The 22,498-nt window shown below is 43.6% G+C and carries 24 protein-coding genes; 15 read left to right on the forward strand and 9 right to left on the reverse strand.

Going from position 1 to position 22,498, the window contains the following annotated elements; all coding sequences use genetic code 11:
* Window positions 1-52: 52 nt before the first annotated feature.
* From AC1DXF_RS16395 to AC1DXF_RS16405, 3 genes are all read left to right on the forward strand, one after another.
* Window positions 53-625 carry a thiamine diphosphokinase gene (locus tag AC1DXF_RS16395; RefSeq protein ID WP_477449802.1) on the forward strand — a complete coding sequence of 191 codons (573 nt, stop codon included), beginning with the start codon at window positions 53-55 and terminating at the stop codon, window positions 623-625.
* 178 nt (window positions 626-803) lie between these two features.
* Window positions 804-1,922, forward strand: a complete 1,119-nt coding sequence (locus AC1DXF_RS16400; protein ID WP_477449803.1) for a DUF6515 family protein — start codon at window positions 804-806, stop codon at window positions 1,920-1,922.
* A 164-nt stretch (window positions 1,923-2,086) separates the two neighbouring features.
* Window positions 2,087-2,431 carry a four-helix bundle copper-binding protein gene (locus tag AC1DXF_RS16405; RefSeq protein ID WP_477449804.1) on the forward strand — a complete coding sequence of 115 codons (345 nt, stop codon included), beginning with the start codon at window positions 2,087-2,089 and terminating at the stop codon, window positions 2,429-2,431.
* A 272-nt stretch (window positions 2,432-2,703) separates the two neighbouring features.
* Here AC1DXF_RS16405 and AC1DXF_RS16410 read toward each other — a convergent pair whose 3' ends face one another.
* Window positions 2,704-5,214, reverse strand: coding sequence for a TonB-dependent receptor (locus AC1DXF_RS16410; protein ID WP_477449805.1), 2,511 nt, complete (start codon window positions 5,212-5,214; stop codon window positions 2,704-2,706).
* A 689-nt stretch (window positions 5,215-5,903) separates the two neighbouring features.
* Between AC1DXF_RS16410 and AC1DXF_RS16415 the strand changes: the two genes are divergently transcribed.
* The 3 genes from AC1DXF_RS16415 to AC1DXF_RS16425 all read left to right on the forward strand — a co-directional run bounded on the left by AC1DXF_RS16415 (window position 5,904) and on the right by AC1DXF_RS16425 (window position 7,988).
* Window positions 5,904-6,251 carry a hypothetical protein gene (locus tag AC1DXF_RS16415; protein WP_477449806.1) on the forward strand — a complete coding sequence of 116 codons (348 nt, stop codon included), beginning with the start codon at window positions 5,904-5,906 and terminating at the stop codon, window positions 6,249-6,251.
* A 124-nt stretch (window positions 6,252-6,375) separates the two neighbouring features.
* Complete coding sequence (locus tag AC1DXF_RS16420; protein WP_477449807.1) at window positions 6,376-7,083, forward strand: peptidylprolyl isomerase; 708 nt, start codon at window positions 6,376-6,378, stop codon at window positions 7,081-7,083.
* A gap of 137 nt (window positions 7,084-7,220) precedes the next feature.
* Window positions 7,221-7,988: an exodeoxyribonuclease III gene (locus AC1DXF_RS16425; protein WP_477449808.1), complete on the forward strand. Its 768-nt coding sequence runs from the start codon at window positions 7,221-7,223 to the stop codon at window positions 7,986-7,988.
* 453 nt (window positions 7,989-8,441) lie between these two features.
* On the opposite strand, the gene AC1DXF_RS16430 is transcribed toward AC1DXF_RS16425, so the two are convergent.
* Window positions 8,442-9,071, reverse strand: a complete 630-nt coding sequence (locus AC1DXF_RS16430; protein ID WP_477449809.1) for a DNA-3-methyladenine glycosylase family protein — start codon at window positions 9,069-9,071, stop codon at window positions 8,442-8,444.
* A gap of 183 nt (window positions 9,072-9,254) precedes the next feature.
* On the opposite strand from AC1DXF_RS16430, the gene AC1DXF_RS16435 reads away from it, so the two are divergent.
* Window positions 9,255-9,431: a hypothetical protein gene (locus AC1DXF_RS16435; RefSeq protein WP_477449810.1), complete on the forward strand. Its 177-nt coding sequence runs from the start codon at window positions 9,255-9,257 to the stop codon at window positions 9,429-9,431.
* Here AC1DXF_RS16435 and AC1DXF_RS16440 read toward each other — a convergent pair.
* The 4 genes from AC1DXF_RS16440 to AC1DXF_RS16455 form a co-directional block, all read right to left on the reverse strand.
* Window positions 9,415-9,999 carry a peroxiredoxin-like family protein gene (locus tag AC1DXF_RS16440; protein WP_477449811.1) on the reverse strand — a complete coding sequence of 195 codons (585 nt, stop codon included), beginning with the start codon at window positions 9,997-9,999 and terminating at the stop codon, window positions 9,415-9,417. The genes AC1DXF_RS16435 and AC1DXF_RS16440 overlap by 17 nt on opposite strands.
* Window positions 10,000-10,088: 89 nt before the next feature.
* Complete coding sequence (locus AC1DXF_RS16445; protein ID WP_477449812.1) at window positions 10,089-10,334, reverse strand: hypothetical protein; 246 nt, start codon at window positions 10,332-10,334, stop codon at window positions 10,089-10,091.
* A gap of 83 nt (window positions 10,335-10,417) precedes the next feature.
* Window positions 10,418-10,696, reverse strand: a complete 279-nt coding sequence (locus AC1DXF_RS16450; RefSeq protein ID WP_477449813.1) for a hypothetical protein — start codon at window positions 10,694-10,696, stop codon at window positions 10,418-10,420.
* Window positions 10,697-10,707: 11 nt separating this feature from the next.
* Window positions 10,708-11,280 carry a sigma-70 family RNA polymerase sigma factor gene (locus AC1DXF_RS16455; protein WP_477449814.1) on the reverse strand — a complete coding sequence of 191 codons (573 nt, stop codon included), beginning with the start codon at window positions 11,278-11,280 and terminating at the stop codon, window positions 10,708-10,710.
* Between the two features lie 253 nt (window positions 11,281-11,533).
* On the opposite strand from AC1DXF_RS16455, the gene AC1DXF_RS16460 reads away from it, so the two are divergent.
* The 4 genes from AC1DXF_RS16460 (at window position 11,534) to AC1DXF_RS16475 (ending at window position 15,447) form a co-directional block, all read left to right on the forward strand.
* Entirely contained in the window at window positions 11,534-12,331 is a 798-nt protein-coding gene (locus tag AC1DXF_RS16460) for a DUF1223 domain-containing protein (protein WP_477449815.1), read from the forward strand.
* A 34-nt stretch (window positions 12,332-12,365) separates the two neighbouring features.
* Entirely contained in the window at window positions 12,366-13,079 is a 714-nt protein-coding gene (locus AC1DXF_RS16465) for a cytochrome b/b6 domain-containing protein (RefSeq protein ID WP_477449816.1), read from the forward strand.
* Complete coding sequence (locus AC1DXF_RS16470) at window positions 13,060-13,854, forward strand: molybdopterin-dependent oxidoreductase (RefSeq protein WP_477449817.1); 795 nt, start codon at window positions 13,060-13,062, stop codon at window positions 13,852-13,854. Before AC1DXF_RS16465 ends, AC1DXF_RS16470 begins: the two co-directional genes overlap by 20 nt.
* Before the next feature lie 246 nt (window positions 13,855-14,100).
* The gene (locus tag AC1DXF_RS16475) at window positions 14,101-15,447 is read left to right on the forward strand and encodes an MFS transporter (RefSeq protein ID WP_477449818.1); all 1,347 of its coding nucleotides are present in this window, start codon (window positions 14,101-14,103) and stop codon (window positions 15,445-15,447) included.
* 98 nt (window positions 15,448-15,545) lie between these two features.
* On the opposite strand, the gene AC1DXF_RS16480 is transcribed toward AC1DXF_RS16475, so the two are convergent.
* On the reverse strand, window positions 15,546-16,679 hold the full coding sequence (locus AC1DXF_RS16480) for an alpha/beta hydrolase fold domain-containing protein (protein ID WP_477449819.1): 1,134 nt from the start codon (window positions 16,677-16,679) through the stop codon (window positions 15,546-15,548).
* Between the two features lie 564 nt (window positions 16,680-17,243).
* Between AC1DXF_RS16480 and AC1DXF_RS16485 the strand changes: the two genes are divergently transcribed.
* Together AC1DXF_RS16485 and AC1DXF_RS16490 are read left to right on the forward strand one after the other, a co-directional pair.
* The gene (locus AC1DXF_RS16485; RefSeq protein WP_477449820.1) at window positions 17,244-17,921 is read left to right on the forward strand and encodes a hypothetical protein; all 678 of its coding nucleotides are present in this window, start codon (window positions 17,244-17,246) and stop codon (window positions 17,919-17,921) included.
* 340 nt (window positions 17,922-18,261) lie between these two features.
* Window positions 18,262-19,470, forward strand: coding sequence for a BamA/TamA family outer membrane protein (locus tag AC1DXF_RS16490; RefSeq protein WP_477449821.1), 1,209 nt, complete (start codon window positions 18,262-18,264; stop codon window positions 19,468-19,470).
* Window positions 19,471-19,616: 146 nt separating this feature from the next.
* Here the strand turns inward: AC1DXF_RS16490 and AC1DXF_RS16495 are convergent, their stop codons facing one another.
* Window positions 19,617-20,024: an SPW repeat domain-containing protein gene (locus AC1DXF_RS16495; RefSeq protein ID WP_477449822.1), complete on the reverse strand. Its 408-nt coding sequence runs from the start codon at window positions 20,022-20,024 to the stop codon at window positions 19,617-19,619.
* Between the two features lie 183 nt (window positions 20,025-20,207).
* On the opposite strand from AC1DXF_RS16495, the gene AC1DXF_RS16500 reads away from it, so the two are divergent.
* Complete coding sequence (locus AC1DXF_RS16500; RefSeq protein WP_477449824.1) at window positions 20,208-20,345, forward strand: hypothetical protein; 138 nt, start codon at window positions 20,208-20,210, stop codon at window positions 20,343-20,345.
* Window positions 20,342-20,473 carry a hypothetical protein gene (locus tag AC1DXF_RS16505; RefSeq protein ID WP_255496172.1) on the forward strand — a complete coding sequence of 44 codons (132 nt, stop codon included), beginning with the start codon at window positions 20,342-20,344 and terminating at the stop codon, window positions 20,471-20,473. Before AC1DXF_RS16500 ends, AC1DXF_RS16505 begins: the two co-directional genes overlap by 4 nt.
* Before the next feature lie 362 nt (window positions 20,474-20,835).
* Here the strand turns inward: AC1DXF_RS16505 and AC1DXF_RS16510 are convergent, their stop codons facing one another.
* Window positions 20,836-22,482: a S8 family serine peptidase gene (locus tag AC1DXF_RS16510; RefSeq protein ID WP_477449825.1), complete on the reverse strand. Its 1,647-nt coding sequence runs from the start codon at window positions 22,480-22,482 to the stop codon at window positions 20,836-20,838.
* Between the last annotated feature and the right edge of the window lie 16 nt (window positions 22,483-22,498).

Here is a 22,498-nt window from a genome sequence, read left to right on the forward strand (position 1 = left end):
CAGGCCGCTTTCTTTTCATCCAATATTCATTTATTCGCCTTAACTTTATCAAATGTCGTCGCATCATATTGTTCGCGAGAAACAGGAGCCTGCATTACTGGTACTGGGAATAGATAATTTTGAGCAAGAACTGCTGGGGCAATTGCTGGAGTGGAGCCCAACGGTAATAACAACGCCAGATACCGCGGAAAAACTGGATAGTTTTGGTATTAAAATAGATTGGATAGTTACTGATGATGCCGAAAGCTTCGCTCAATCGGATGTGAAGCTGATCCCAACAGAAAATGAGCGTATGGTGGTAGCGGCCTTAAAGTTCCTTACGGCTAATGGCTATCCTGCGGTAAACGTAATAGTAGATGAACTGGAACTGAACGTTTTTTTGCCTTATGCCGATAAAATTAACCTGGTTATTTTTACCGCCCGGCAAAAAATTTACCCGGTAACATCGGGTTTCAGTAAGTGGAAGCCGGTGGGCGAGCAAATTGAACTATTGTCGCAAACAAAAACATTAAAGTACAGCGGTTTGCTGGATAAAGGCGAAAGCAAATATCAAACTATAACCGATGGCTTTTTTAACCTGCAATTTGAGGAGCCTTTTTTACTAATTGCCGAGCCTTTAAATTAGTAGGCGAAAAGCAATGAAAAGGCAATTTTGAGGTTGTTATGTACGTTGTTTTTATGTTGGTGCGTTTTTTGCATTATTATTACGCACTGATTAAACCGTTTAAACATTTTTTAGTCTATATATTTATACAAGTACAAGGCAGGGGGGTATCTGCCGGATAGTTAAAAATCTTTCAATCATGAAAAGGACATATAAAAATTTATTTTCATTTGCTTTTGCCGGCTTATTAAGCTTGTCTTTAGCATTTACCGCAAACGCACAGCGAGGTGGTGGAGGTGGCGGCGGCCAAAGATCTGGCGGCGGCGGTGGTGGTGGCGGCTCTCGCCCATCCGGCGGCGGCGGTGGCGGCAGTGTTAGCGTATCCCGTCCATCGGGAGGCAGCAGCATTGGTGTTGCACGCCCTTCATTTAATGGTGGTGGCAATCAAGGTGTTTCTGTAGCCCCTCCTTCACGTGGTTTTAGTGGTAACGGAAGCGTTAACCGTGGTAGCCAGGCCATTGCACCGCAGCGTGGTAGCTATGGCTACGGCAACCGGGCCAATAACAATGTGGCAGTTGCACCTCAGCGTAGCAGCGCAAATGGCGCCGGTCAGCGTGTATACAGCGGCACCCGTAGCTATAACAGTCTTGACAGGCGCGCTTATAACGGCGGCCGTGGTAATTATTACAATGGCTCAAACGGCTATGGGCGAAGGGTTTATACCGGTAGCGCTTATCGTTACGGTGGCCGTGGCGGTTATTTTGGAAGCCATGTTTATTATCCGTACCACAATTACTATAACTCATATTATTATCCGCGCATTGGCTTTAGCATAGGCTACCTGCCTTACGGATATTATCCTTTCTGGTATGGCGATTACCAATACTTTTATAGCGATGGTTTATACTACCGTCAATATAATGATCAGTATACTGTGGTTGAGCCACCTGTTGGTGCCGAAGTTAAAAACTTACCATCAGATGCAAAATCGATTATGATTAACGGCGAGCAATATTATGAATCAAACGGTGTATACTATCAGCCCTATACAAAAGACGATGGCACCCAGGTATATGTTATTGCCGGTAAAGATGGCGAATTGAATACCGATAATGGTGGTAACGGCGATTTACAACAAGGCCCGCAAATTGGCGATATTGTAACCCAGTTGCCAGATGACTGCCGCAAGATCAAGATCAACGGCGAAAAATTATTTGTTTCTCCTGACGGTTATTACTACCAGGAAAGCAAAGACAATAATGGTGATACCATTTACAAAATAGTTGGTACCCCGTCTGACGAGCCAGATCAACAATAATAAAAATTAAAAATGCTATAAATACAGGCTGCTTCGGTAACGGGGCAGCCTGTATTGTTTTAGGGCCGGTTCACCGGGCTTCCAGTACCTTTACCGGTAATTTAAATTGCCAAAAACTTTATTATCCTACAGGCATTGTTATTGAACACACTAACAATACCGATATGGAAAATCATGATCACAGCGCAATCATTCAAAAGTTGTTGAATTGCGTAGCCGCCTGCGAAAACTGTGCGACAGCATGTTTAGGTGAAGAAGATGTACAAATGATGGCAGACTGTATCCGGCTCGACCGCGACTGTGCCGATATTTGCGCCCAGGCAGCACGCCTGTTACAGCGAGATTCGGTAATAGCTCATCAGTATTTGGTACTGTGCGAAGAGATTTGCCGCCTTTGCGCCGACGAATGTGGCAAGCATGACAATGATTATAGCCAGCAATGTGCCGAAACCTGCCTGGTTTGTGCCGAAGCCTGCCATGAACATCATCAACCTGTTACCCAGGATTAATTATCCTGCTGTACTATTTGCGATAAGTAAAACAACAAAGGCGGACTACCCGGAATTTACCCCAATGTCTAATTTAAAGAATTAAGGTCGATTTAATATCGAACACCGAATATCCAATTCCGAATAATGAGGAAAAACTTCGGCGTTCGATATTCGAAATTCAGTGCTCGATATTATTTTTCACTTCTGTTTTTCTTAACTTAATAGGATTGGGATTTACCCGTATAGTCCGCCTTTGTTTTGCAAATACCATCTATCGTTATAAAACGATTTTACGATTTCTTACCCGTATTAAAACCAAAAGGAACAATCACTTTAAAGCTGATGTTGCGCCCCATATTGAAAATACCCGGACGAATGCCTTCCGGTACTGTAGGGTTATCAAAATACTTTAGCCGGCTCATGTTTGATTGGTAATTAACATTGGCCAGGTTGGTGCCCTCAATAAATAATTTAATTACCGGCTGGCCTGCTTTATTTACAATATTACCGCCAAAACCCGCGCTTAGCAAGTTATAGCCTGGTGTATACGTTTCGGTGCCATAAGCAGCGAAGAAACGGTCCTGGGCACTGTAATGATCAAAGCCAACAAATACATACAGGCTTTTAAAATTGCCTAGGCTGCCGTTGAATGTACCGCGCAGTTCAGAATGGGTATGCAGTGGCGGGATAAATGGCAGGTATTTCAGGCTGTCTGCAACCGGTCCGCCGTTGCCTTTGTTTTCTCCATAAGTTAAGCTAAGGGCATTTTCAAAATGGAGCCACGGAATAGGGTGCAAATCAACATTTACCTCGCCGCCATAAATGCGGGCTTTACTTTGCACATAGGTGAAGGTAGTATAACCCTGGGTATAAACCGGGCTGCCATCAGGATTTAAAATCTGCTGCTGATATATGTAGTTGGAGATATCGTTATTAAATAATTCGACACTGGCAGATACGTTTGGCAAGGTCAAAAACGCGCCGATATCCTCCTGCAGGCTAAACTCCGGTTTGAAGTTTTTATCGCCGATGTGGTAGATCTGGGATCCCGGGTCAGGTCCGTTAGCCGATATTTCTGCAATGCTTGGTGCCCTGAAGCCCCGGGCAAGATTAGCCTTTACCAAAAACGCATCGGATACATTATAGGTAGCGCCGAAGCTGCCCGAAAAGCCTCTGAAAGTTTTACTGAAAGCATCAAACTGCGTAGTTACATTTGGCGCGGATGTAGGGTTTGCACCGGTATACAACTGCGGGAATCCGTTTGAGCCTAATGTATCTACATAGGCCGCGCTGCTGTTAAATGAACGATTATCATACCTTGCACCAACCGATAAATCGAGCTTGCCATAGCTTTTCTTTACTACAAAGAAAGGGCCTATATCAAACTGGTGATAAGCCGGGATAGGAAAATCGGTAGCGTCGCCAATGGTATTGTTTTGGTATTGCCCGTTGACGCCGAAGGTAGTTTCATAATCGTTACCTAAATTGAAGTTGTATTTAACATCGTAGGTATAAGTAGTTAGATGCAGGTTAAGCCCTGCAACATCACCAGCCTCGGGGTGGGTATATTCGCGCCTGTGGCTGTATTGATAGCCCAGGTTTACAATCAGGTTCCCATCGCCCAGCCTGAAGTTGCTGTTGTTGTAAATGCGATAAAGCTGCACATGCTGGTGTAAGGTAGGGATTTTATAGGTGTTCAGCATCGATTCGGGCACTATAGGCCTAAAGGCATCATCCTCGGTTATCTGGCGGGTAAACCGGCGGGTAAGCGAATCACGGCTGCCATCGGGGATTGATTGCTCATCATCAAATAACGATGCATGCAGGTACGATGTTCCCCATGATTTATTCAAGCCTACCATAACGCGGGCGTCCTTTTCTTTATAGTTGGTGCCATAAACCCGGCCATCGTGCTGGTTTTGGTAATTTTTGGCTTCTTTGGCAGATAATACCGTTCCCCATACGAAGCCGTTTTGATTGCCTTGTAAGCGAAATGATCCATTAAGCAAGCCCTGGTTGGTGCCATAAATTCCTTGCACGGCCCCGGCTATTGTGCCTTCGGGAACCGGAGGCGGTGATATTAAATTCACCACACCGCCAATAGCGTCAGACCCGTACGTTAAACTGGCTGGTCCCTTAATTACTTCTACCCGGTCGACCGAGTTTTGGTCAACCTCAATGCCGTGCTCATCGCCCCATTGCTGGCCTTCCTGGCGTATGCCGTCCATCAGCGTAATTACCCGGTTATAACCCAGGCCGTGAATAAAGGGCTTAGATACATTTGGCCCTGTTGTAACCGCACTTACACCTGGGAGTGTGGCTATCTGGTCAATAATGTTGCCCGATGCCGCACGCTGCTCTAAATAAGCTTTACCAACGGCAAGCATAGGCACAGGGCTGCGTTTTATTTCTGTGGCTTTGCTAACACCGGTAATAACAACTTCGCCTGTTTCAACCGACGAGATTTGCATTTTTACATCATATACGCTGGTCTTCGAAAAATCTACCCGTTGGTTGACGGTAGAGTAGCCCAGGTAGTTAACCTGTACCAGGTAAACACCTTTTGGAATATTGCTAAAACTGTATTTGCCATTCACATCGGTAACCGCGGATTTGCGTAAATCGGGAATATTAATAGTAGCGCCAATAATGGGTTGGCCGGTGGCTTTATCGGCAATGGTGCCTGATAGCGTTCCGATAACGTCTCCGGATGAATTGTTAAGAATAAGTGGTGTTGCGTTTGCCTTTACAGTTAAACTTATAAACAATAATATAAAGAAGCTAATGAGCTTTAATTTCATAACAAGAGGGTTGTAAATCAATAAATACCGCTTATGAAACGGCTTTCTTCGTAAAAAATGATAAAAAGATGGAATTGTTACGAAAGCGCTGGCGGGGCGCGGCCGGCAGCCAATACAAGCGAATAGCTTATAAAATCATAATTGCAAGCTTTAAAAAGATGCATCACGACCGGCTGATAAGTTGAATATAAAGCATTATCAACTAACACGAAATTGTGATGCATGGCATCGCACATATCGCATTTTTCTTTAATCGTTTGTGGGGAATGGGGACTTTTTACAGAAACTGTTTTTAAGATACCCTTTAAGGAATGATGCTGGTGTGTATAGACCATATACTGCCCTGCAATAAAGCAGATCAATAACAGCCATGAGTAAATAATATTTACCTTGTTTTTCTTCACGTCAACACCTTTTTACGGGATAAAGCAAAAGTAAACATTTAAACGGGCAATTTAATGCAACATTGTAACAATATCGTTAGTTCATTGGTTCACTGGTTCATTGGTGGATGGTGGGTTAGATTACCACATTCTTATAAAACAACTCCAAAACAAGCCTTTAAGCTAAGCAAGAAGACAATGAACTGCTCCGCCATCAAACTAATGAAACAGTGAACTAATGAACATCAAAGAGAAAAGACCAATGAACTAATGAACCAGTGAACTAATGAACGTACCTTTGCCACCATGAAACCGGCAGAAATTAATTTAAAGTGGAGTGCGTTGCAAAACCGTATTGCCGAAGATTTTGACAACGAGAAACCCGACATAAAAGTACTATTGTTTTTAATTGGCGTTCAGGAACTTGGTCAGGGGCCGCGCAAATTCAGCAAACGTCAGAAAGAAGAGCTGATGCACATAGCCAACTGCAAACTCATGAGTATGATGGGTTTTTACGAGTTGGAAGGCCTTGACCAGGATGGCTGGCCGCATTGGAAACTTGTTAAAGTTATTCCTAATTATACTATGCTGGAGCAGGAAATGCTCATAAAATCATTAATCATCACTTATTTTGAAGAGCTGGGGGTGATATGAGTCGGTGAGTGGTTGATTGAGTTGATTAGGAGACTGGTTAGTTAAAACGTTGCAATTATTCAATCACAGTCCTTATTTATTCTGCTAATTCTTAAATTCGAAAAATTCTGATTTCGGACGATATATGAAAAAAAGCATTTCCCTAACGTTACTCTTATTCATCACAGCCATTGCCTTTGCAAAGCCTCCCAAAAATCAATACGTGCGCATCAGCACCACCTACGGAAGCGTAATTATCAGGCTGTATAACGAGACCCCTTTGCACCGCGATAATTTTATAAAGCTGGCCAAAAAAGGTTTTTACAACGGTGTATTGTTTCACCGGGTGATACAGAATTTTATGATCCAGGGTGGCGACCCGGATTCAAAAGACCCGGCCAAAGCCAAACCTGGTGCCGAACTGGGTAACGGCGATGTTGGCTACACTATCCCGGCCGAATTCAGAGATAGCCTGTTTCACAAACGTGGGGTACTGGCCGCCGCCCGTGATGATAACCCTAAAAAAGCATCAAGCGGGTGCCAGTTTTATATTGTGGAAGGTAAACGCCTTACCGATGCCAAAATGGATTCGCTGGAAAACGGACGGCTAAAAGGTTATAAAATACCTGCCTGGCAGCGCGAATATTATAAAACAGTTGGCGGCGCCGCCCAACTGGATCATAGTTACACTATATACGGCGAGGTTGTAACGGGCTTTGATATGGTTGATCATATTGCTGCTGTAAAGAAAGATGAAAGGGACCGCCCGCTTACCGATATCCCGATGAAAGTAGATGTGCTAAGTAAAAAACAGTGTAAGCAACTGGATAAGTTGCTGAGCCAGGGCTCTTGATTTCGGATTTGGGCTGTTCAATTTCAATTTTTTTTTGAATTATCATTAGATGTGACGATTGATAAAATAAAAAATCTAAAATTGTACGCTCTACTAATCTTAATTTTAAATCCGAAATTGAACATCCCAAATCCGAAATGAAAATAATCACTTATAACGTTAACGGTATCCGGTCTGCGATAAATAAAAACTGGCTGGCCTGGCTGCAGGCTACCGATGCCGATGTAGTTTGCCTGCAGGAAATTAAGGCCACGCCCGATGTACTTACCGACCTGGGGCTGGTTGACCAGATGGGCTACCAGCATTACTGGTTCCCGGCCGAAAAAAAAGGCTATAGCGGCACCGCCATATTTACCAAACAATTGCCCAAGCATGTTGAATACGGCTGCGGCATCCCCGATTTTGACCGCGAGGGGCGTTGTATCCGGGTTGATTTTGACGAGGTATCGGTAATGAGCGCTTACTTTCCATCCGGCTCAAGCGGCGATGAGCGGCAGGTTTTCAAATACCGTTTCCTGGATGAATTTGGCCGGTATTTGACGCTCTTAAAATCAGAAATCCCTAACCTGGTGGTTTGCGGCGATTATAACATTTGCCATCGTCCAATTGATATTCACAACCCAAAATCAAACGCCAACTCATCCGGCTTTTTACCCGAAGAGCGCGAATGGATGGAAAAGTTCATCGAAGGTGGTTTTATAGATACCTTCCGCCATTTGAATAAAGAACCGCATAACTATACCTGGTGGAGTTTCAGGGCCGGCGCACGAGGCAAAAACTTAGGCTGGCGTATCGATTATGCCATGGCCAGTACAGAGCTGGAAGCCAACATCAAACGGGCCGCCATTTTACCCGAAGCCAAACACTCTGATCATTGCCCGGTGTTATTGGAGTTGGAGTTTTAGGCCCGTGGTTTCTCCCTTTATCTTGTTGAGTGGTGAAATTTCGTGAAATTCTAAAGGTGAGAATGAATGGCAAGCAAAAATAAAAGATTGTCATCCTGAGGAACGAAGCATCTATTCGTGACATGTTATAAATACCCCCTTTTGTCATGCTGAGTTGTAAAATTTCGCGAAATTCTGAAGGGGCATGACATCGGTTAATCCCCAATGTCATGCCGAACTTGTTTCGGCACCCCACATGCTAAGTGTACTTCATGCGGGCCACCTGTCCTGTGGGATCCCGATCCGTTAGCTAACGGACGGGATGACTTCACTTTTTTAACTTGTCATGGGTAAGAACGAAGCATCTACTCGCGAACTTTGCATGCGTGATGCATGGCGGTTAATAGATCCTTCACTACGTTCAGGATGACAAAGAGGGCTATTTTAAATAAATCATCGTTTTGTACAATACGTTTATTTCCCTTTCGGCACCGATAAATAATAATGCCATAACAACATGCTCGCTACGGTTTTATATGGCGCCCACCGCTCTGCTGCGGCAAGCTCTTCTTCCCTTGTCGTCTCTTTTGATAAATTTTTTACCCGCTTTAAAGCATTCACAGCAGCCAGGTCGCCAATGGGGAATATATCGGCATGCTGCAGTACAAACATCAGGTACACATCGGCTGTCCAGTTACCAATGCCTTTCAGGGCGGTGAGTTTTGCGCGGATAACATCGTCTGGTAATTGTTCAAGTTCTGTGAGGTTAATTTGTCCGCTCAAAATGGCTTCAGCCAGGTATTTAGTATAGCTGGTTTTTTGCCTGCTGAAATAACAGGCTTTAAACTCCTCATCCGTAAGTAACAGCACCCTTGCGGGAGTAATTTCTTGTACCCGCTCGCGCATCTTGTTTAATGCAGATAGCGCCGATGCCAGCGAAACTTGTTGCTCCAGGATAATATGTACCAGAGTCTCGAACGTATTGGGTCGCGACCAAAGCGGGGGATAGCCATAGGCTTCGATGATAGCAGCCAAATCAGGATCGGCTAAAGCAAGTTCATCACAAATTTGATGATAGTTGGTATGGTTAATCCGGCCGAACATTAATGTTATTAACTGAACTTTTGTATTGAATTAAGTTTTTCCCGGGCTAAAGCCGCCGTGCTATATAGTAAAGCAATTATTAGTAGTTTTTTCATGGCTTGGTAAATATAGGGAGCCTCATCGAAATATTAACAAGACTCCCCGATTACACCTGGTAAAAACTCAGCAATAAAATTGAATAAATTGGCGGCGAAGCGTCCGTATCATTTGCTTTGCTCGGCATCAACCACCCCGCGCTTCTCTGCCGTTTCTACCGCAGGTAAAAAAAATGGCAAAGGCGTTACCAACGTCTGGGCGCGTTTTAGCGCCGTTCATCATGGCTGGGCAATGCAACAGGTTGCTATTACAAAGCCTGCATAATATCACTAACGGAAGGTCGCTTGGCGTAATCTTTATTAAAATGTACAAATGCAATTTTTCCTGACTGATTAATTACATAAGTGGCCGGCACCGGCAGTACATGGTCGGCATTGCCATTGCTTGCGTTCAAGTCAAGGCCAAAGCCCTTGTATTTTGCCACTGTAGCATCATCAAGTACATAATTAACTTTGTAACTTTTCATAATAGAATACCCCTTACCCTTATCCTGCACTATCGAAAATGACGCGTGTGTTTTCCGGATGGTTTTGTCAATCCCATCTTTGGTTTCGGGGGTTACTGCAACTACATAGGCCCCCCTGGCACTAAGCAGTTGTAAAGAATCCTGCAATTGGGCAATGTGCTTATTGCAATAAGGACACCACTCGCCACGATAAAAAAACAACACTACAGATTTATGCGCTTTTAGCAGGGTTTGTAAATCAACGGCCTTTCCGGCGTTGTCGGTAGCACTAAAAACCGGCGCGTCGTCGCCTTTTTTAAGTCCTGTTTGAGCCGAAAGTTGTAACCCGGCAAAGGCAAGTATTAATACTAGAATATATTTTTTCATTATCGGATTAATTAAGAATTACGAAATAAGATTAAAAAAGAAGAGGGAGCATCACCTCCCTCCAAAACGATCAAAAAAACAAAAACAAGTTACATTTTACCTGCGCTATCTTTCTTCATCTTATCCATTTTCATTTTGCTTTTTTCCATTTTGGCCACTTTTTTCTTTTCCATTTTAGCCATCTTCATTTTGTTAGCAGCCATTTTGCCGGTATCGCTTACGGCGGTAGTTGATGCTTTTAAATTAGCCGGCGTTAACGATTTAGCTTGCACATTAAGGGTTAAACAAACTGCAACTACGGTAACTGCCAGTGCTCCTGAAATAATTGTTTTCATACTTTGATTTTTAGTTTTCATGTTGGTTTTATACTAACATTTCAACCTTAGTCGGGCGGCTTGGTTATACCTTACAAAGTATTTCAATTTTTATTTAGTTCCTGGTCAATGCGATATTGCAGGTCTTGTTTAAAATCTTCGTCAAGGTGCACACCTTCGCTTTTAAGGGAATCATGAAAAAGCCGTTGCACCATCTGGTTAATAACACGGCTTTGTTTGTTATACAACGTACAAACCGAACAACCCGCCAGGTGAATGCGCAGTTCGATAAATTCACGGAAACTTAATTTTTTGTATTGCCTTTTCTCAATTAAAAACGTAGCCTGCCTGCAATTGTATATAATATGTTTTAGTGCACTCATATTGTCAAAATTTAAACCCAATTTTTTTGCAGGCAAGCCCTCAGGTTAAGCTTTGCCCTATGAATAATTACCCAAAAATTGGCCTGTGTAACTTTTAGTTCGCTGCAAATAATATCTGTAGCAGCGTCGTCAATGTGTTTCATGGTAAAAACGGCCATCCAAAGGGCAGGCAGTTTTTGCATACACTTTTGTAAAATGCTGTTAAACTCCTTACCGGTAAGTGGATCATAATCATCAATACCAAAAGGTTTAGGCTGATAAGCCTGGTTCCAGTGGCCGTTATCTTCTTCAAAAAAATCCTGCTGTTCCGCTTCCGCCTGTTTCACATCGGTATTTTTTAAACCCGACGACTGTTTCCGGTAAACATCGATGATTTTGTTTTTCAGGATAGCCGTTAGCCACGTACGTTCGGAGCTTTTACCTTCAAACTTATCCACCCTTTGCAGGGCAGCCAAAAATGTTTCCTGTACCAGGTCTTTAGCCAGTTCCTCATCATTTAATCGCGATAGCGTATAACCATACAGGTAATCGGCATGGACTGCAACCCATAACCGGGGATTTAAAAGTTGATTTTCGGTAGCCATTAAACAAGTATATTCATAAAACTTTATTCTATTAGTCGTTTACAAACTCAAATCCTTACAATAAATCGTTGTTTTTTTGCTTGCGCGAAACCGGTTTATAATTGCTTAAATTTACATGTATCCTGTTGATTATATTGGGCTTAGGCATCAGCATACAAGATACCGGACATACAAAATAAAAAATATCTTTTTGTAAGGATATCCAAAGCAAGCCGACTAAGCCATAAAAACGTATATCAAATAGTTAAAATTTATGAGATCATTTAAAATGTTGACCTGCGCCGCTGGTCTTGCAATAGCGGTTTTGGCATCATCGGCATTTATTATAAGTCCCCCCTATATTGCAAAAAAAGTTAAAGGGGGCGTTGCTGGCAATGGCTTTGCGGTAATCGAATTATTCACCTCCGAGGGTTGCTCCAGCTGCCCGCCGGCCGATGAACTGGTGGCGCGCATGCAGAAGGAATACAGCGATAAACCGGTCTATATTTTAGCGTTCCACGTTGATTACTGGAACCGCCTGGGCTGGAAAGACCCTTTCAGCAGTCCCGGTTACTCCAAACGGCAAAACGACTACGCCAACTGGCTAAAACTGAAATCGGTTTATACCCCGCAAATAGTAGTTAATGGGAGTAAAGAATTTGTAGGATCAGAAGAAGCTACCTTACGCAACGCCATCACTGCCGGTTTGCGCATGACGCCCACCGCCAGGTTAACCCTTAATGCACAAAACGCCCCCGGCCACATTATTTTGCAATACAAAGCTGAAGGTGCAGGGAACAACACTACACTGCTCCTGGCTTTGGTGCAAAAGGCCGGGCAAACCAAAGTGCAGCGCGGTGAAAACGGCGGCCGTACTTTATCGCATGTGCAAATAGTGCGTAAAGTACAAAGCACGCCCTTAAATATCAGCGGCAGTGGCAGTGCAACCCTTGCTTTACCCGATGGCTTTACCTCCCAGGGGTACGAAGTTATAGGCTTTATACAAAACACCGGCAACGGCGCCATATTGGCTGCTGCAAAATCTGCCTTTGAAACAGGCATGAGTAAATAACCTGAACCCATTTTATAAAACCAAACCCACACTAATGAAAGTAATAAAAGAAAAACATCCGCTGGCCATGCGGTGGACGCACTGGGTAAATTTTCCCATCCTCACGATTATGATATGGAGCGGGATGCTCATTTACTGGGCCAATGACGTGTATAGCATAACCCTGTTCGGGCATACTTTTCTCAGCTTTTTTCCCCAGGGATTTTACAAAGCATTTCATATAACCCACCGGCTATCTGAGGGTATGGCCTTCCATTTCCTGTTTATGTGGGCTTTTGCACTTAACGGCCTGGTTTACGTATTATATACCATAATATCCGGCGAGTGGCGCGAACTGGTGCCGCAAAAAAAGTCGTTTAAAGAAGCATGGCTCGTGTTACTGCATGACCTGCATATCCGCAAAATGGCGCCGCCTCAAAACAAATATAATGCCGCGCAGCGCATTGCCTATACCGCAATTATTGTAATGGGTTTTGGCTCGCTGATAACCGGGCTGGCTATTTACAAACCGGTGCAGTTTTATTATTTAACCTGGCTTTGCGGTGGTTATCACTTTGCCCGCATTATTCACTTTGTTTTAACCATTGGCTATGTATTTTTCTTCCTGATCCACATTGTACAGGTATTGCTGGCCGGCTGGAATAATTTCCGCTCGGTGATATCCGGCTTCGAAGTTATCACCGTGAAAGATCCTGAACCTATTATAGAAACCCCAACCACTCCCGCAGATGAAAAACCCGTTCAATAAAAAAAATAAAGGCCCTAAAAAAACGCTTACGGTTGAGCAAAAGATCAGCCGCCGTAATTTTATATCGTTCGGTACATTTTTTATAGCCGCCGGGGCTGCCTACGGCGGGTGGAAATGGCTTTATAATTCACCCGAAGAAACAGCGACCGTAACCGCAGGCGCACGGGCGCCTTTACGCCGGGCGTTAAATAAAACCGAGCTTGCCTTTCGCCGGGTGTTTAGCAATAACAACCTGGTTAAAACCTATCCCAAAGAAATGGCCGCCAAAAATGTACGCCATAATGAAGATATTGGCAGCGAAGGAAAAATAGATGTAGCCGCCTGGCGGTTACAGGTAAAAAAACACTCGGGCGAGGTGTTAAGCATCTCCATTGATGATATTAAAGCCCTGCCAAAAACAGATATTGTTTATGATTTTAAATGCGTGGAAGGCTGGGACCAGATATCGCATTGGGGTGGCGTAAAATTCAGCGATTTTATAAGCCATTTTAAATTAGACGACCAGGCAAAATTTCAATACGTAGGCCTGGCAACACCCGATAAAGGATACTACGTTGGTATTGATATGCCAAGCGCCATGCACCCGCAAACCCTGCTGGCTTACGAGGTAAATGAACAACCGCTGCCGCCAAAACACGGCGCGCCGTTAAGGCTTATTATCCCCGTAAAATATGGCATTAAAAACCTTAAACGCATTGGCACCATGGCTTTTAGCGATAACCGCCCACCCGATTACTGGGCCGAGCAAGGCTACGATTATTATTCGGGACTGTAAAAAGGGGAAAGGCGAAAGGTAAAAGGTTAAAGGCAGAAGGTTAGAGGGGAAAGGCCGAATACGAAGATTTAGAGGGAGTAATTTTGCATTTATTTCAACCGGTAAAGATTAAGACAGACCCTTTTATAGCAAGGCAACGTTCCTCCCTTTTACCTTTCGCCTTTAACCTTTCACCTTTTGCCTCTCACCCTTACCTTTCGCCTCTCACCTTTGCGGCATTGAGTTAATATTTGCATATTGCATGCCATGCCGGCAGCTAAACTTCCACTTTCAAAACAACTTGCATATGCCTGCGGGATGATAGGCTGGAGTGCGATGACCAATATCATTATCGTAATGCTGCCCTATTTTTACCTGCCGCCATCCAACTCGGGTTTAATTCCGCTGGTACCGCAATTACTGGTGTTTGGAGTGCTCAATATCATGTCAATTATCGTGGCTTCGGGCAGGTTTGTTGATGCCGTTTTTGATCCCTTTATAGGTTCGCTGAGCGATAAAAGTGAAAACCCGGCGGGCAGGCGTATCCCTTTCATGAAATGGGCTATTTTGCCCGCGGTTGTGTTTTGCGCGCTTACCTTTCATCCCGTAATACGCATGGAAAGCATGAAAAATGCGGCCTGGATAACTTTTACCCTTGTTTGCTTTTTTATGGCTGCTACCAGCTATACTATTCCTTATAACGCGCTATTGCCAGAGATGGCCGATACCGCTGCGGAAAAAGTAAAACTATCCTCATTTCAACAGGTAGGCTTTGTTATCGGCATCATCATATCGGCCCTGGTAAATAATTTGGCCGACCTGGTGCAGAAAAGTTTTCATGTATTCGACCGCAATTCGGCAGTGCAATATACCATCTGGGGTTTATGTGGCTTTGCAGGGCTCATGATGCTGGTCCCGGTTTTAGCTATTGACGAAAAAAAATACTGCAGCAGCAAGCCTACGCATTTGCCCCTATTCCCGGCTATCAAAAAAACATTTGAAAACCGTAATTTTAAATATTACCTCATATCCGATTTTTCGTACTACATGTCGCTCAGCATTATATCAAGCGGCCTGTTATACTTTTTAACCGTGCTGCTTAACCTGCCCGAATCAATGGGTGGAGTTTTAATGGGATCGATGGTGTTATTTTCACTGGTGTTTTACCCAGCGGTTAATTATCTATCTAAAAAAATAGGTAAAAAAACCATTGTGCTATTTTCATTCAGCCTGTTGAGTTTAATTTTTGTGGCGATATTTTTCCTGGGGAAATTCCCGTTTCCGCCTAAAGTACAAATCTATATCCTGGTCTTAAGTGCATCATTCCCCCTGGCGTCATTGGGCATACTACCCAACGCCATCCTTGCCGAGATTGCCCAAAGCGAGGCCCTGCGTACCGGCGAAAACCGCGAGGGGCTTTTCTTCGCTGTGAAATACCTGTTTGTAAAATTAGGCCAAACGCTGGGTATAGCTTTGTTTGCCTTTTTAACCGTATACGGTAAAGATCCGGGGCATGATTACGGCCTGCGCCTTAATGGCATTTGCGGTGCTGTGCTTTGCCTGCTGGCTATAGTGTTTTTTAGCCGGTTTAGGGAGCCGAAGGTGAGTGGATAATTAGGTTGGATTAAGTTAATTTATTCATTAACTGGCGTTAACTCCCCCTGGAAAACTTAATCAACCACTCACTTAGTCCACCCAATCAACGCTTAACCTTATTTTGTGACTGTATTTAAAAAGCGTTCAACGGTATAAGTGGCCAGCTGACCGCCGGGCCCGTTCAGGTTAAAATCGAAGCCATGGGTGGCCCAGGGTAATTTGAGATAGAAATGTTTGATGCCGTTTTGTTCCAGCTTAAGATTCAGCCGCCTGCTATGGTCGGGCGATACCAGTACATCGTTCCCTCCGTGAATGATCAAGGTAGGTACCGATTGCTTACTCACAAACTCCAGCGGCGAGCAAGCCGCAAATTTTTGTGGTACCTGCCCATAGGTTCCGCCAATGTAATCGCACATTACCTTTCGCGAATCCATAATAAGGAGGCTTGCCGGCAAAGAATATCCCCAAACCATATCGGCCGGGCCGTAATAATCAATTACAGCCTTTAAGCCCGGTTCGTGCAGGGTATAAGCAGCAAGCAAGGCTATCTGCGCCCCCGCCGACCGGCCCAGCAACACAAAATTGTTGGTATCTATATTTAGTTCTGCGGCATGTTTGCGCAGGTAAGCTATGGCGGCATGGACGTCCTCAACCGGCGCAGGCGTTTGGTATTTTGGCGCCAAGCGATAGGTTATTGCGGCCACATTGTAACCAATGCCGGCCAGGTAGCTGTTCAGCTCGGGCAGTTGTTTGTTATCACCTTTGTTCCACGACCCGCCGTGTACTACCACCACACATGGCCTGTTGCCTGTTTTTTGCGAGGGAAAATAATCCATGGTTAAGGCCAAACCGGGGTATTTGTGGTAAATAATTTGCTTACAAGCCCTCTTTTTATTCGCCTTAAACATATTAAAAAAGCTATAAGGCGGCTGGGTATCAACGCCGTCGACAATGGTACTGCCCGGGCCAAATACCGCGGTAAAATCCCGTTTCAAGCTCCCGGCAACACGGCAGGCCCGTATGATAGGTGATGTAAATAAAATTAATGCGACAGCGCCCACGATGGTGCCGGCAAGCTGATACCTGGGTGATAAAAAGCCCGATAACAAGGCTGCCAAAGTAAGCAGCATAAATACCCAGCAAAACTCAGTGGCTATAACAGATAGCATCCACATGGTGTATTCAAAGGCTTTGAAAATGGTGAGCAGGGAGATCAGCAATAAAATAATACAAATAACAAAACGGACCATGCGGCTTTTATGAAATAAATAGTGACTTACAATCCATTCGTTCAATTGTTATAGCGCCATAACCCAGAGCAGCTAAGTAAATAAGCCACTATGAACCGACTCAAACAATCAGGTGTATTTGCGGTCAAATTTAATAACATTGCCCGTGTTTTCATCGTCAAAGCACTGCTTTAATAGTACACGGATTTTCCGGGTAAAAGTAAATCATGAACTTGTTGCACTTTTACTTCATCCTGCCGGAGCAGCAGTTATGATGAATTATTAAAAAAAAATAAAAAAATTCCATCAATTTTAAAACAAGCCGCGTGTTTAAACATGTTTACTATAAATAATTGATAAACAGATAGTTGAAAACACAGGATTAGCTTTCCGTTATATAAGTATCCCATCGAAAAACGCGTTCTCACCAAAAAATATTTACAGGCCGCTGTAACGTAACGGATATTTTACACGTCAATGGCATCACACACGGCAAACGGAGGCGCCCCCGCTGCCTGTTTTAACACATAAATATTTACCATAAAAACGGCCGGTAAACGGTCATGAATTAATTTTACGAAAAAAATGAAAAGGATACTTTTAACCTTAACCACATTAATTGCTTTATTTTTTAGCGCCTGCAAAAAAGACAACAACAATAAACCGGGAGATAACACCGGCGGCGATACCTACCAACCGGTAACCACCGGCTCAACCTGGAAATACCGCAACACAAACATATCTCCCATCCCCGGCGATAATACCCAAACACTTGATACTACCGAAAATACGATGACAGCCGAAATCAAAAAAATAGGCACAAAAAATTATCATGTATTAAAGTCGGTTGATAACGATGGCACCACCAAAACCTATCTCAATTTTGAAAACCATGTATACAGCATCATTCAGCTTGATGATGAAACGGATGAGCAATTTGACCTGCCTTACCTTAACGACAATGTTGCCGCAGGCACAAGCTGGACAACCGCCCTTGATTTAAGCGATGCCGAAACCCAGGTTGACGCCCGTTTAAAAACCACCATTGCCGAAAAAGGGATCTCTCGTATAATCCTGGGAAAGAACTATACTAACGTCATCCACAGTAATGTAGAATTGCAGGTGAAAATTAATGGTACCTATACAACCCAGTTTACCCAGGAGTTTTATGTAGCTAAAGGCATAGGTGTAATAGCGGTATATGCCAATACCGGCGGCAAAGTGATTTTAAAATCAGAGATTTTTAATTACAATATTAAATAGTTTAAAGCTACTACAATCCAGCTCACGCACATGAGGGGTTTTATTTTATCTGTCGAAATTATTTAAAGCTTTAAACGAGATAAAAAACAGATGGTCCGCTACCAAGCCGGACCATCTGTTTTTGCCCATAATCCGGTTTGCTATAAACCCGATGGTCGTAAGCCTGTTGTATACTCATATACAAAACAAAATTGTACCATAACATGCGCACTTTCAAAATGATAAGTTTATATTAGCCATAACTAATTAATGCCCTAAATTGATTTCACTCATTTGCAGGTTTACCCTTGCGCTATGTTTTCTTCTTTTAACTACAACCGTCATTCGCGCGCAAGCCAGGATGAGTTTAGAAGATTCGTTAAAAACCCAGAGTGATGCCAATGGTCTTTTGAATTCATTTTTCAGCAGTAAAAAACCGGCAACTGCCGATACCAGCCTGCAGGAAAAAAACTTCTTTTGGGCGGTGCTCCCTTCTGCCGCTTACAATCCAAGTGTAGGTTTTGCCATAGGGGCAACATCGGCCGCGGGCAAATACTTTGGCGACAGGCACAATACCATATTATCTGTAATGAATGCCGGGGCTTATATTTCAACAAACGGCCTTTCAACGCTCGAGTTTAAACATAATGCCTTCACTTCAAAAAACATCTGGAACCTGCAGGGCACCTTACAGGTTGGCAAAACCATAGCCAAAGATAACGGCCTGGGCACCGGGCGGCGCAGTGTTGGCGATGGCCCCTTCCATATGGGCGATCAGCATTTTGATGACAACCCCGATGAGTTTCCTATCAGGTATACCTATTTAAAAATAAACGAACGGATATACCGTAAAATAACCGACCATATTTATGTAGGGGCCGGCCTCAGCTTCAACTTTTACAATAATATTGACGATAACCGCAGGAGCATCCCGGTTGAAGAAACACACAACTACAGGTATAGCATCCGCAAGGGTTATTACCCGTTTAAATACAATGCAAACGGCATCCTGTTAAACTTTCAATACAACAGCCGCGATCAGCCCAACAGGGCGTTTAAAGGCGTTTATGCCGATATAATTTTACGTACAAACCAGGGCTGGCTGGGCAGTAACCATAATGCCGTGCAGCTGAAAGCCGAGTTCAGGAAATACTGGAGCCTGAGCGATACCGATCCCGAAAACGTGCTGGCTTTTTGGCACTGGGCCAACTACCTGCTCAGCGGATCGTTGCCGTACCTTGAACTGCCCGGCACAGCAAGCGATGCTTACGGACGCATTGGCAGGGCATTTATAATCGGGAGGTTTAAAGGGCCGTCCTTTGTGTACAACGAAGCCGAATACCGTTTCCCCCTCACTAAAAATAAGTTGCTAAGCGGCGTTACTTTTGTAAACATCGAATCGGCCAATAACCAGCGGGATATCAAATTATTCAGGCACTGGGAGCCGGGTGCGGGTTTTGGGTTAAGGCTGCTGTTTAATAAGTTTACCCGATCAAACATGTGTTTTGATTATGCCCGCGGCAGCTACGGCTCCAACGGCTTCTTTTTAGGGCTTAACGAAGTGTTTTAAACACTTCATCAAAGCAGGCCGATTATCATTAGACTACAAATTTTAGGGGTAATCTTTAGTATCGGATATATCTGTAATTTTAACCTTAATAAAAAAGGGGCGCAAATTGCGCCCCTTTTTTATTAATATCCTATGGCCGGGTAGGCTTACAATGAATCTGTTGATGTAAGACCGCCTTGCTGTAATTTATGCTCTTTATTAAGTAATGGAGAACCCTGGGTAAAAATACCCATAATGAACAATGCACCACCAAAAAGTACCTGCGGAATCCAGATTGTTGAATGAAAATCATATACCCATGGCGAGCACATTAAAAACGAGCCCATAATCACATCGTTCACATTGTGCATGCTCATCGGGAATACTTTTAAAAAGCCCAGTTTGTTATCGGCAAAAATAGCCATGATCAGTTGTAACCATCCTATAATTAACGGCAAAAATAACGCCGCGCCGCCAATGTGCAAGGTATCAAATGTCCACAGTGTCGAAATTAGTAATAAGGCAATTACATAATTTAAAACTGCATAAGTTGTTGTAGGAATGAAGCTTTTCATTTTTGTAGCTATTGTTGTGTTGTATTTATATTAATGTATGTATCTCAAAAACTGTGTCAAAGTTAAACATTTATACAGTTTTTTGATATTTAAAATCTCCCGGAACGCTTTATATTATTAAAAACAACTACCTTTAATTAATTGCTTTAACAATTCGCCCAAAGATAAGCGTTTTAAAAAATAATGCAATTCCATTTTCTTCCTTTGACTGCCGGGGCAAAACACGCGCCTGCCAACAACCATTTTCAATACAAATTAAACCAGGTTACCAATTTTGCGTACCTGCTATCTACCAACACATATCAAACTGAATTACCATGAGCAAGGACAGACAAGCCGTAAAAGAAAAGAAAAAACCAGCCGCCGAAGGCAGCAAAAAAGCACCATCTGATTATCAATCGGGCAAAAGCAACGTGGTAAAACCCATTAATGCCGATAAGAAGAAGTAGTTTTTCGGAGTAAGGATTTTCGGATGTTATGCCTCATTGTGAGCACCTATCAGGTAAAACACGAAAAATCGTTATGACGTGCAACGAAATTTAATTAATGCCCTATAAACCATGTCATTGCGAGGTACGAAGCAATCGCGAACTATGTATGGCGGACCTGCACAGTCCGCGATTGCCACGCTATCGCTCGCAATGACATAGTTGTTGTGATGCTCTGGAACCAACACGTCATCCCCATTTTTTTCTGGTTTTACCTGATACTCACTCGCAATGACGGATTTTTTATGCCGCCAATTAATAGCGGGCAGTGATATAGTTTTATATTCTTTCTATCCGCCGCTCTTATCAGGCGGGCAATTTTTCTATTTCCGTTCGCCCTGCAATGTCGCCGCTATTTGCAATGCTTTGTAGGCATTTACAATGCCGCCGGTTTTGCTAAGGGTAGTAAAATCAACTTTTTCGGTTTTGCTGCCGGGTTTATAAACCATGGTGCCGGTTAATGGCGTGGCCGATGCCAGGATCACCTGTTTTAATTGTTTGGCGCTCAGGTTTGGATAGTATTCCAGCAAAAGTGTCGCGATGCCTGATGTTATGGGTGCCGAAAAGCTTGTGCCATCTTCGGTATTAAATTCGGCATCGGTATCAACGGTGGTAACCTTTACACCGGGTGCAAAAACATCCACCATCTTTTTGCCATAGTTACTAAAATCGCCCGCCAGGTGATCATTCAATTTAGCTGCGGAGGCGCCTACATTGATCATGTTATCCGCATCGGTTGATGAGCCATCGAGGAATAGATCATTCGGATAATCAGGGTCTTTATCCATATCGTCATTATCGTTGCCGGCGGCCAACACCAATAACACATCTTTTGATGCCGCGTATTTAATGGCTTCATCAACCCATTCCTTATGCGGCGATAGTTTTTTACCAAAGCTCATGTTGATAATTTTTGCCCCGTTATCAACCGCGTAGCGGATGGCGTTGGCAACATCTTTATCGTACTCATCGCCATTGGGCACCGTTTTAACGGCCATAATGCGCACATTGTCGGCAACGCCGTTTATGCCGTAACCGTTATTGCGTATAGCGGCAATAAGCCCGGCAACCCCTGTTCCGTGCGATGCATCGGCAAATTTCAACAGGTTATTACCGTAAGGCTTATGATCCATGCTATCTACATTATCGCCAACAATTCTTTTCCGGGCTTCAAGGTCGGGCGCTAGATCGTTGTTTAGCTTGGCCAGGTATTCACTCAAATCTTTAATAATCTCGGCATTGGTTTTATTGCCGCCCTCCTGCGAAAATATGGTTGCCCATACATATTTGCTCTGGCTTAAAGTATCATTGGTGGTTTTAATTTTAACCAGGTCCGTTTCTCTAAAAGTGCCGTTTGCCCCAATTTTTAGCGATTGCTTAATGTATCCGCTGGTTGCCATCAGGGCGTTCATAATAGGTTGCAGCTGCGCTGTTTCGGTAGCTGCTTTATTCACGGTTGTATCGTAAATAGTTTTAACACGCTGCCAATAGGCATATTCTTTTTTGTTGGTGGCTGTGCTATCGGCAGCATTTGCATACTTAGCTTTTAGCTTATTGTACTCACGTACCTCTTCGGTAGTTTCGTTAAAGTCGGCTTTACCGCCCGGGCCGCCTAAAAAATTCCAGCCATGTATATCATCCACATACCCGTTATGGTCGTCATCAATGCCATTACCCGGAACCTCTTTTTTATTTACCCATAAAATACTTTTCAGGTCTTTTTGCGCGGTATCAATACCGCTATCTAAAGTTGCTACTACCACCGTTTTACTTTGTTTGCCTTTTACAAAAAGATAGGCCTGTTTTAAACTGATGCCAAAATAGCCATCGGTTTTAAGATCCATCAACTGCCAATGTTTCGGCGGTTCGGGCTCCCGCTTTGGCATAGGCTCCTGTGCCAATGCCGGGATGGTTATTGTTATTGCCGAAAATAAAAGAGCGTTGAAAATAAATGGGCGAAAATTGAACATGTACAAGTTTTAGAAA

Source organism: Mucilaginibacter sp. P2_A5 (assembly GCF_056404995.1).

What these genes read in the sequence shown, in the direction of transcription:
- AC1DXF_RS16500 (WP_477449824.1), top strand. Translation starts at nt 20,208, where the DNA reads ATGCAATTCCATTTTCTTCCTTTGACTGCCGGGGCAAAACACGCGCCT.
- AC1DXF_RS16460 (WP_477449815.1), top strand. Translation starts at nt 11,534, where the DNA reads ATGAGATCATTTAAAATGTTGACCTGCGCCGCTGGTCTTGCAATAGCG.
- AC1DXF_RS16430 (WP_477449809.1), bottom strand. Translation starts at nt 9,071, where the DNA reads ATGTTCGGCCGGATTAACCATACCAACTATCATCAAATTTGTGATGAA.
- AC1DXF_RS16470 (WP_477449817.1), top strand. Translation starts at nt 13,060, where the DNA reads ATGAAAAACCCGTTCAATAAAAAAAATAAAGGCCCTAAAAAAACGCTT.
- AC1DXF_RS16505 (WP_255496172.1), top strand. Translation starts at nt 20,342, where the DNA reads ATGAGCAAGGACAGACAAGCCGTAAAAGAAAAGAAAAAACCAGCCGCC.
- AC1DXF_RS16510 (WP_477449825.1), bottom strand. Translation starts at nt 22,482, where the DNA reads ATGTTCAATTTTCGCCCATTTATTTTCAACGCTCTTTTATTTTCGGCA.
- AC1DXF_RS16480 (WP_477449819.1), bottom strand. Translation starts at nt 16,679, where the DNA reads ATGGTCCGTTTTGTTATTTGTATTATTTTATTGCTGATCTCCCTGCTC.
- AC1DXF_RS16485 (WP_477449820.1), top strand. Translation starts at nt 17,244, where the DNA reads ATGAAAAGGATACTTTTAACCTTAACCACATTAATTGCTTTATTTTTT.
- AC1DXF_RS16400 (WP_477449803.1), top strand. Translation starts at nt 804, where the DNA reads ATGAAAAGGACATATAAAAATTTATTTTCATTTGCTTTTGCCGGCTTA.
- AC1DXF_RS16450 (WP_477449813.1), bottom strand. Translation starts at nt 10,696, where the DNA reads ATGAGTGCACTAAAACATATTATATACAATTGCAGGCAGGCTACGTTT.
- AC1DXF_RS16410 (WP_477449805.1), bottom strand. Translation starts at nt 5,214, where the DNA reads ATGAAATTAAAGCTCATTAGCTTCTTTATATTATTGTTTATAAGTTTA.
- AC1DXF_RS16465 (WP_477449816.1), top strand. Translation starts at nt 12,366, where the DNA reads ATGAAAGTAATAAAAGAAAAACATCCGCTGGCCATGCGGTGGACGCAC.
- AC1DXF_RS16440 (WP_477449811.1), bottom strand. Translation starts at nt 9,999, where the DNA reads ATGAAAAAATATATTCTAGTATTAATACTTGCCTTTGCCGGGTTACAA.
- AC1DXF_RS16425 (WP_477449808.1), top strand. Translation starts at nt 7,221, where the DNA reads ATGAAAATAATCACTTATAACGTTAACGGTATCCGGTCTGCGATAAAT.
- AC1DXF_RS16475 (WP_477449818.1), top strand. Translation starts at nt 14,101, where the DNA reads ATGCCGGCAGCTAAACTTCCACTTTCAAAACAACTTGCATATGCCTGC.
- AC1DXF_RS16445 (WP_477449812.1), bottom strand. Translation starts at nt 10,334, where the DNA reads ATGAAAACAATTATTTCAGGAGCACTGGCAGTTACCGTAGTTGCAGTT.
- AC1DXF_RS16415 (WP_477449806.1), top strand. Translation starts at nt 5,904, where the DNA reads ATGAAACCGGCAGAAATTAATTTAAAGTGGAGTGCGTTGCAAAACCGT.
- AC1DXF_RS16420 (WP_477449807.1), top strand. Translation starts at nt 6,376, where the DNA reads ATGAAAAAAAGCATTTCCCTAACGTTACTCTTATTCATCACAGCCATT.
- AC1DXF_RS16455 (WP_477449814.1), bottom strand. Translation starts at nt 11,280, where the DNA reads ATGGCTACCGAAAATCAACTTTTAAATCCCCGGTTATGGGTTGCAGTC.
- AC1DXF_RS16495 (WP_477449822.1), bottom strand. Translation starts at nt 20,024, where the DNA reads ATGAAAAGCTTCATTCCTACAACAACTTATGCAGTTTTAAATTATGTA.
- AC1DXF_RS16405 (WP_477449804.1), top strand. Translation starts at nt 2,087, where the DNA reads ATGGAAAATCATGATCACAGCGCAATCATTCAAAAGTTGTTGAATTGC.
- AC1DXF_RS16490 (WP_477449821.1), top strand. Translation starts at nt 18,262, where the DNA reads ATGAGTTTAGAAGATTCGTTAAAAACCCAGAGTGATGCCAATGGTCTT.
- AC1DXF_RS16395 (WP_477449802.1), top strand. Translation starts at nt 53, where the DNA reads ATGTCGTCGCATCATATTGTTCGCGAGAAACAGGAGCCTGCATTACTG.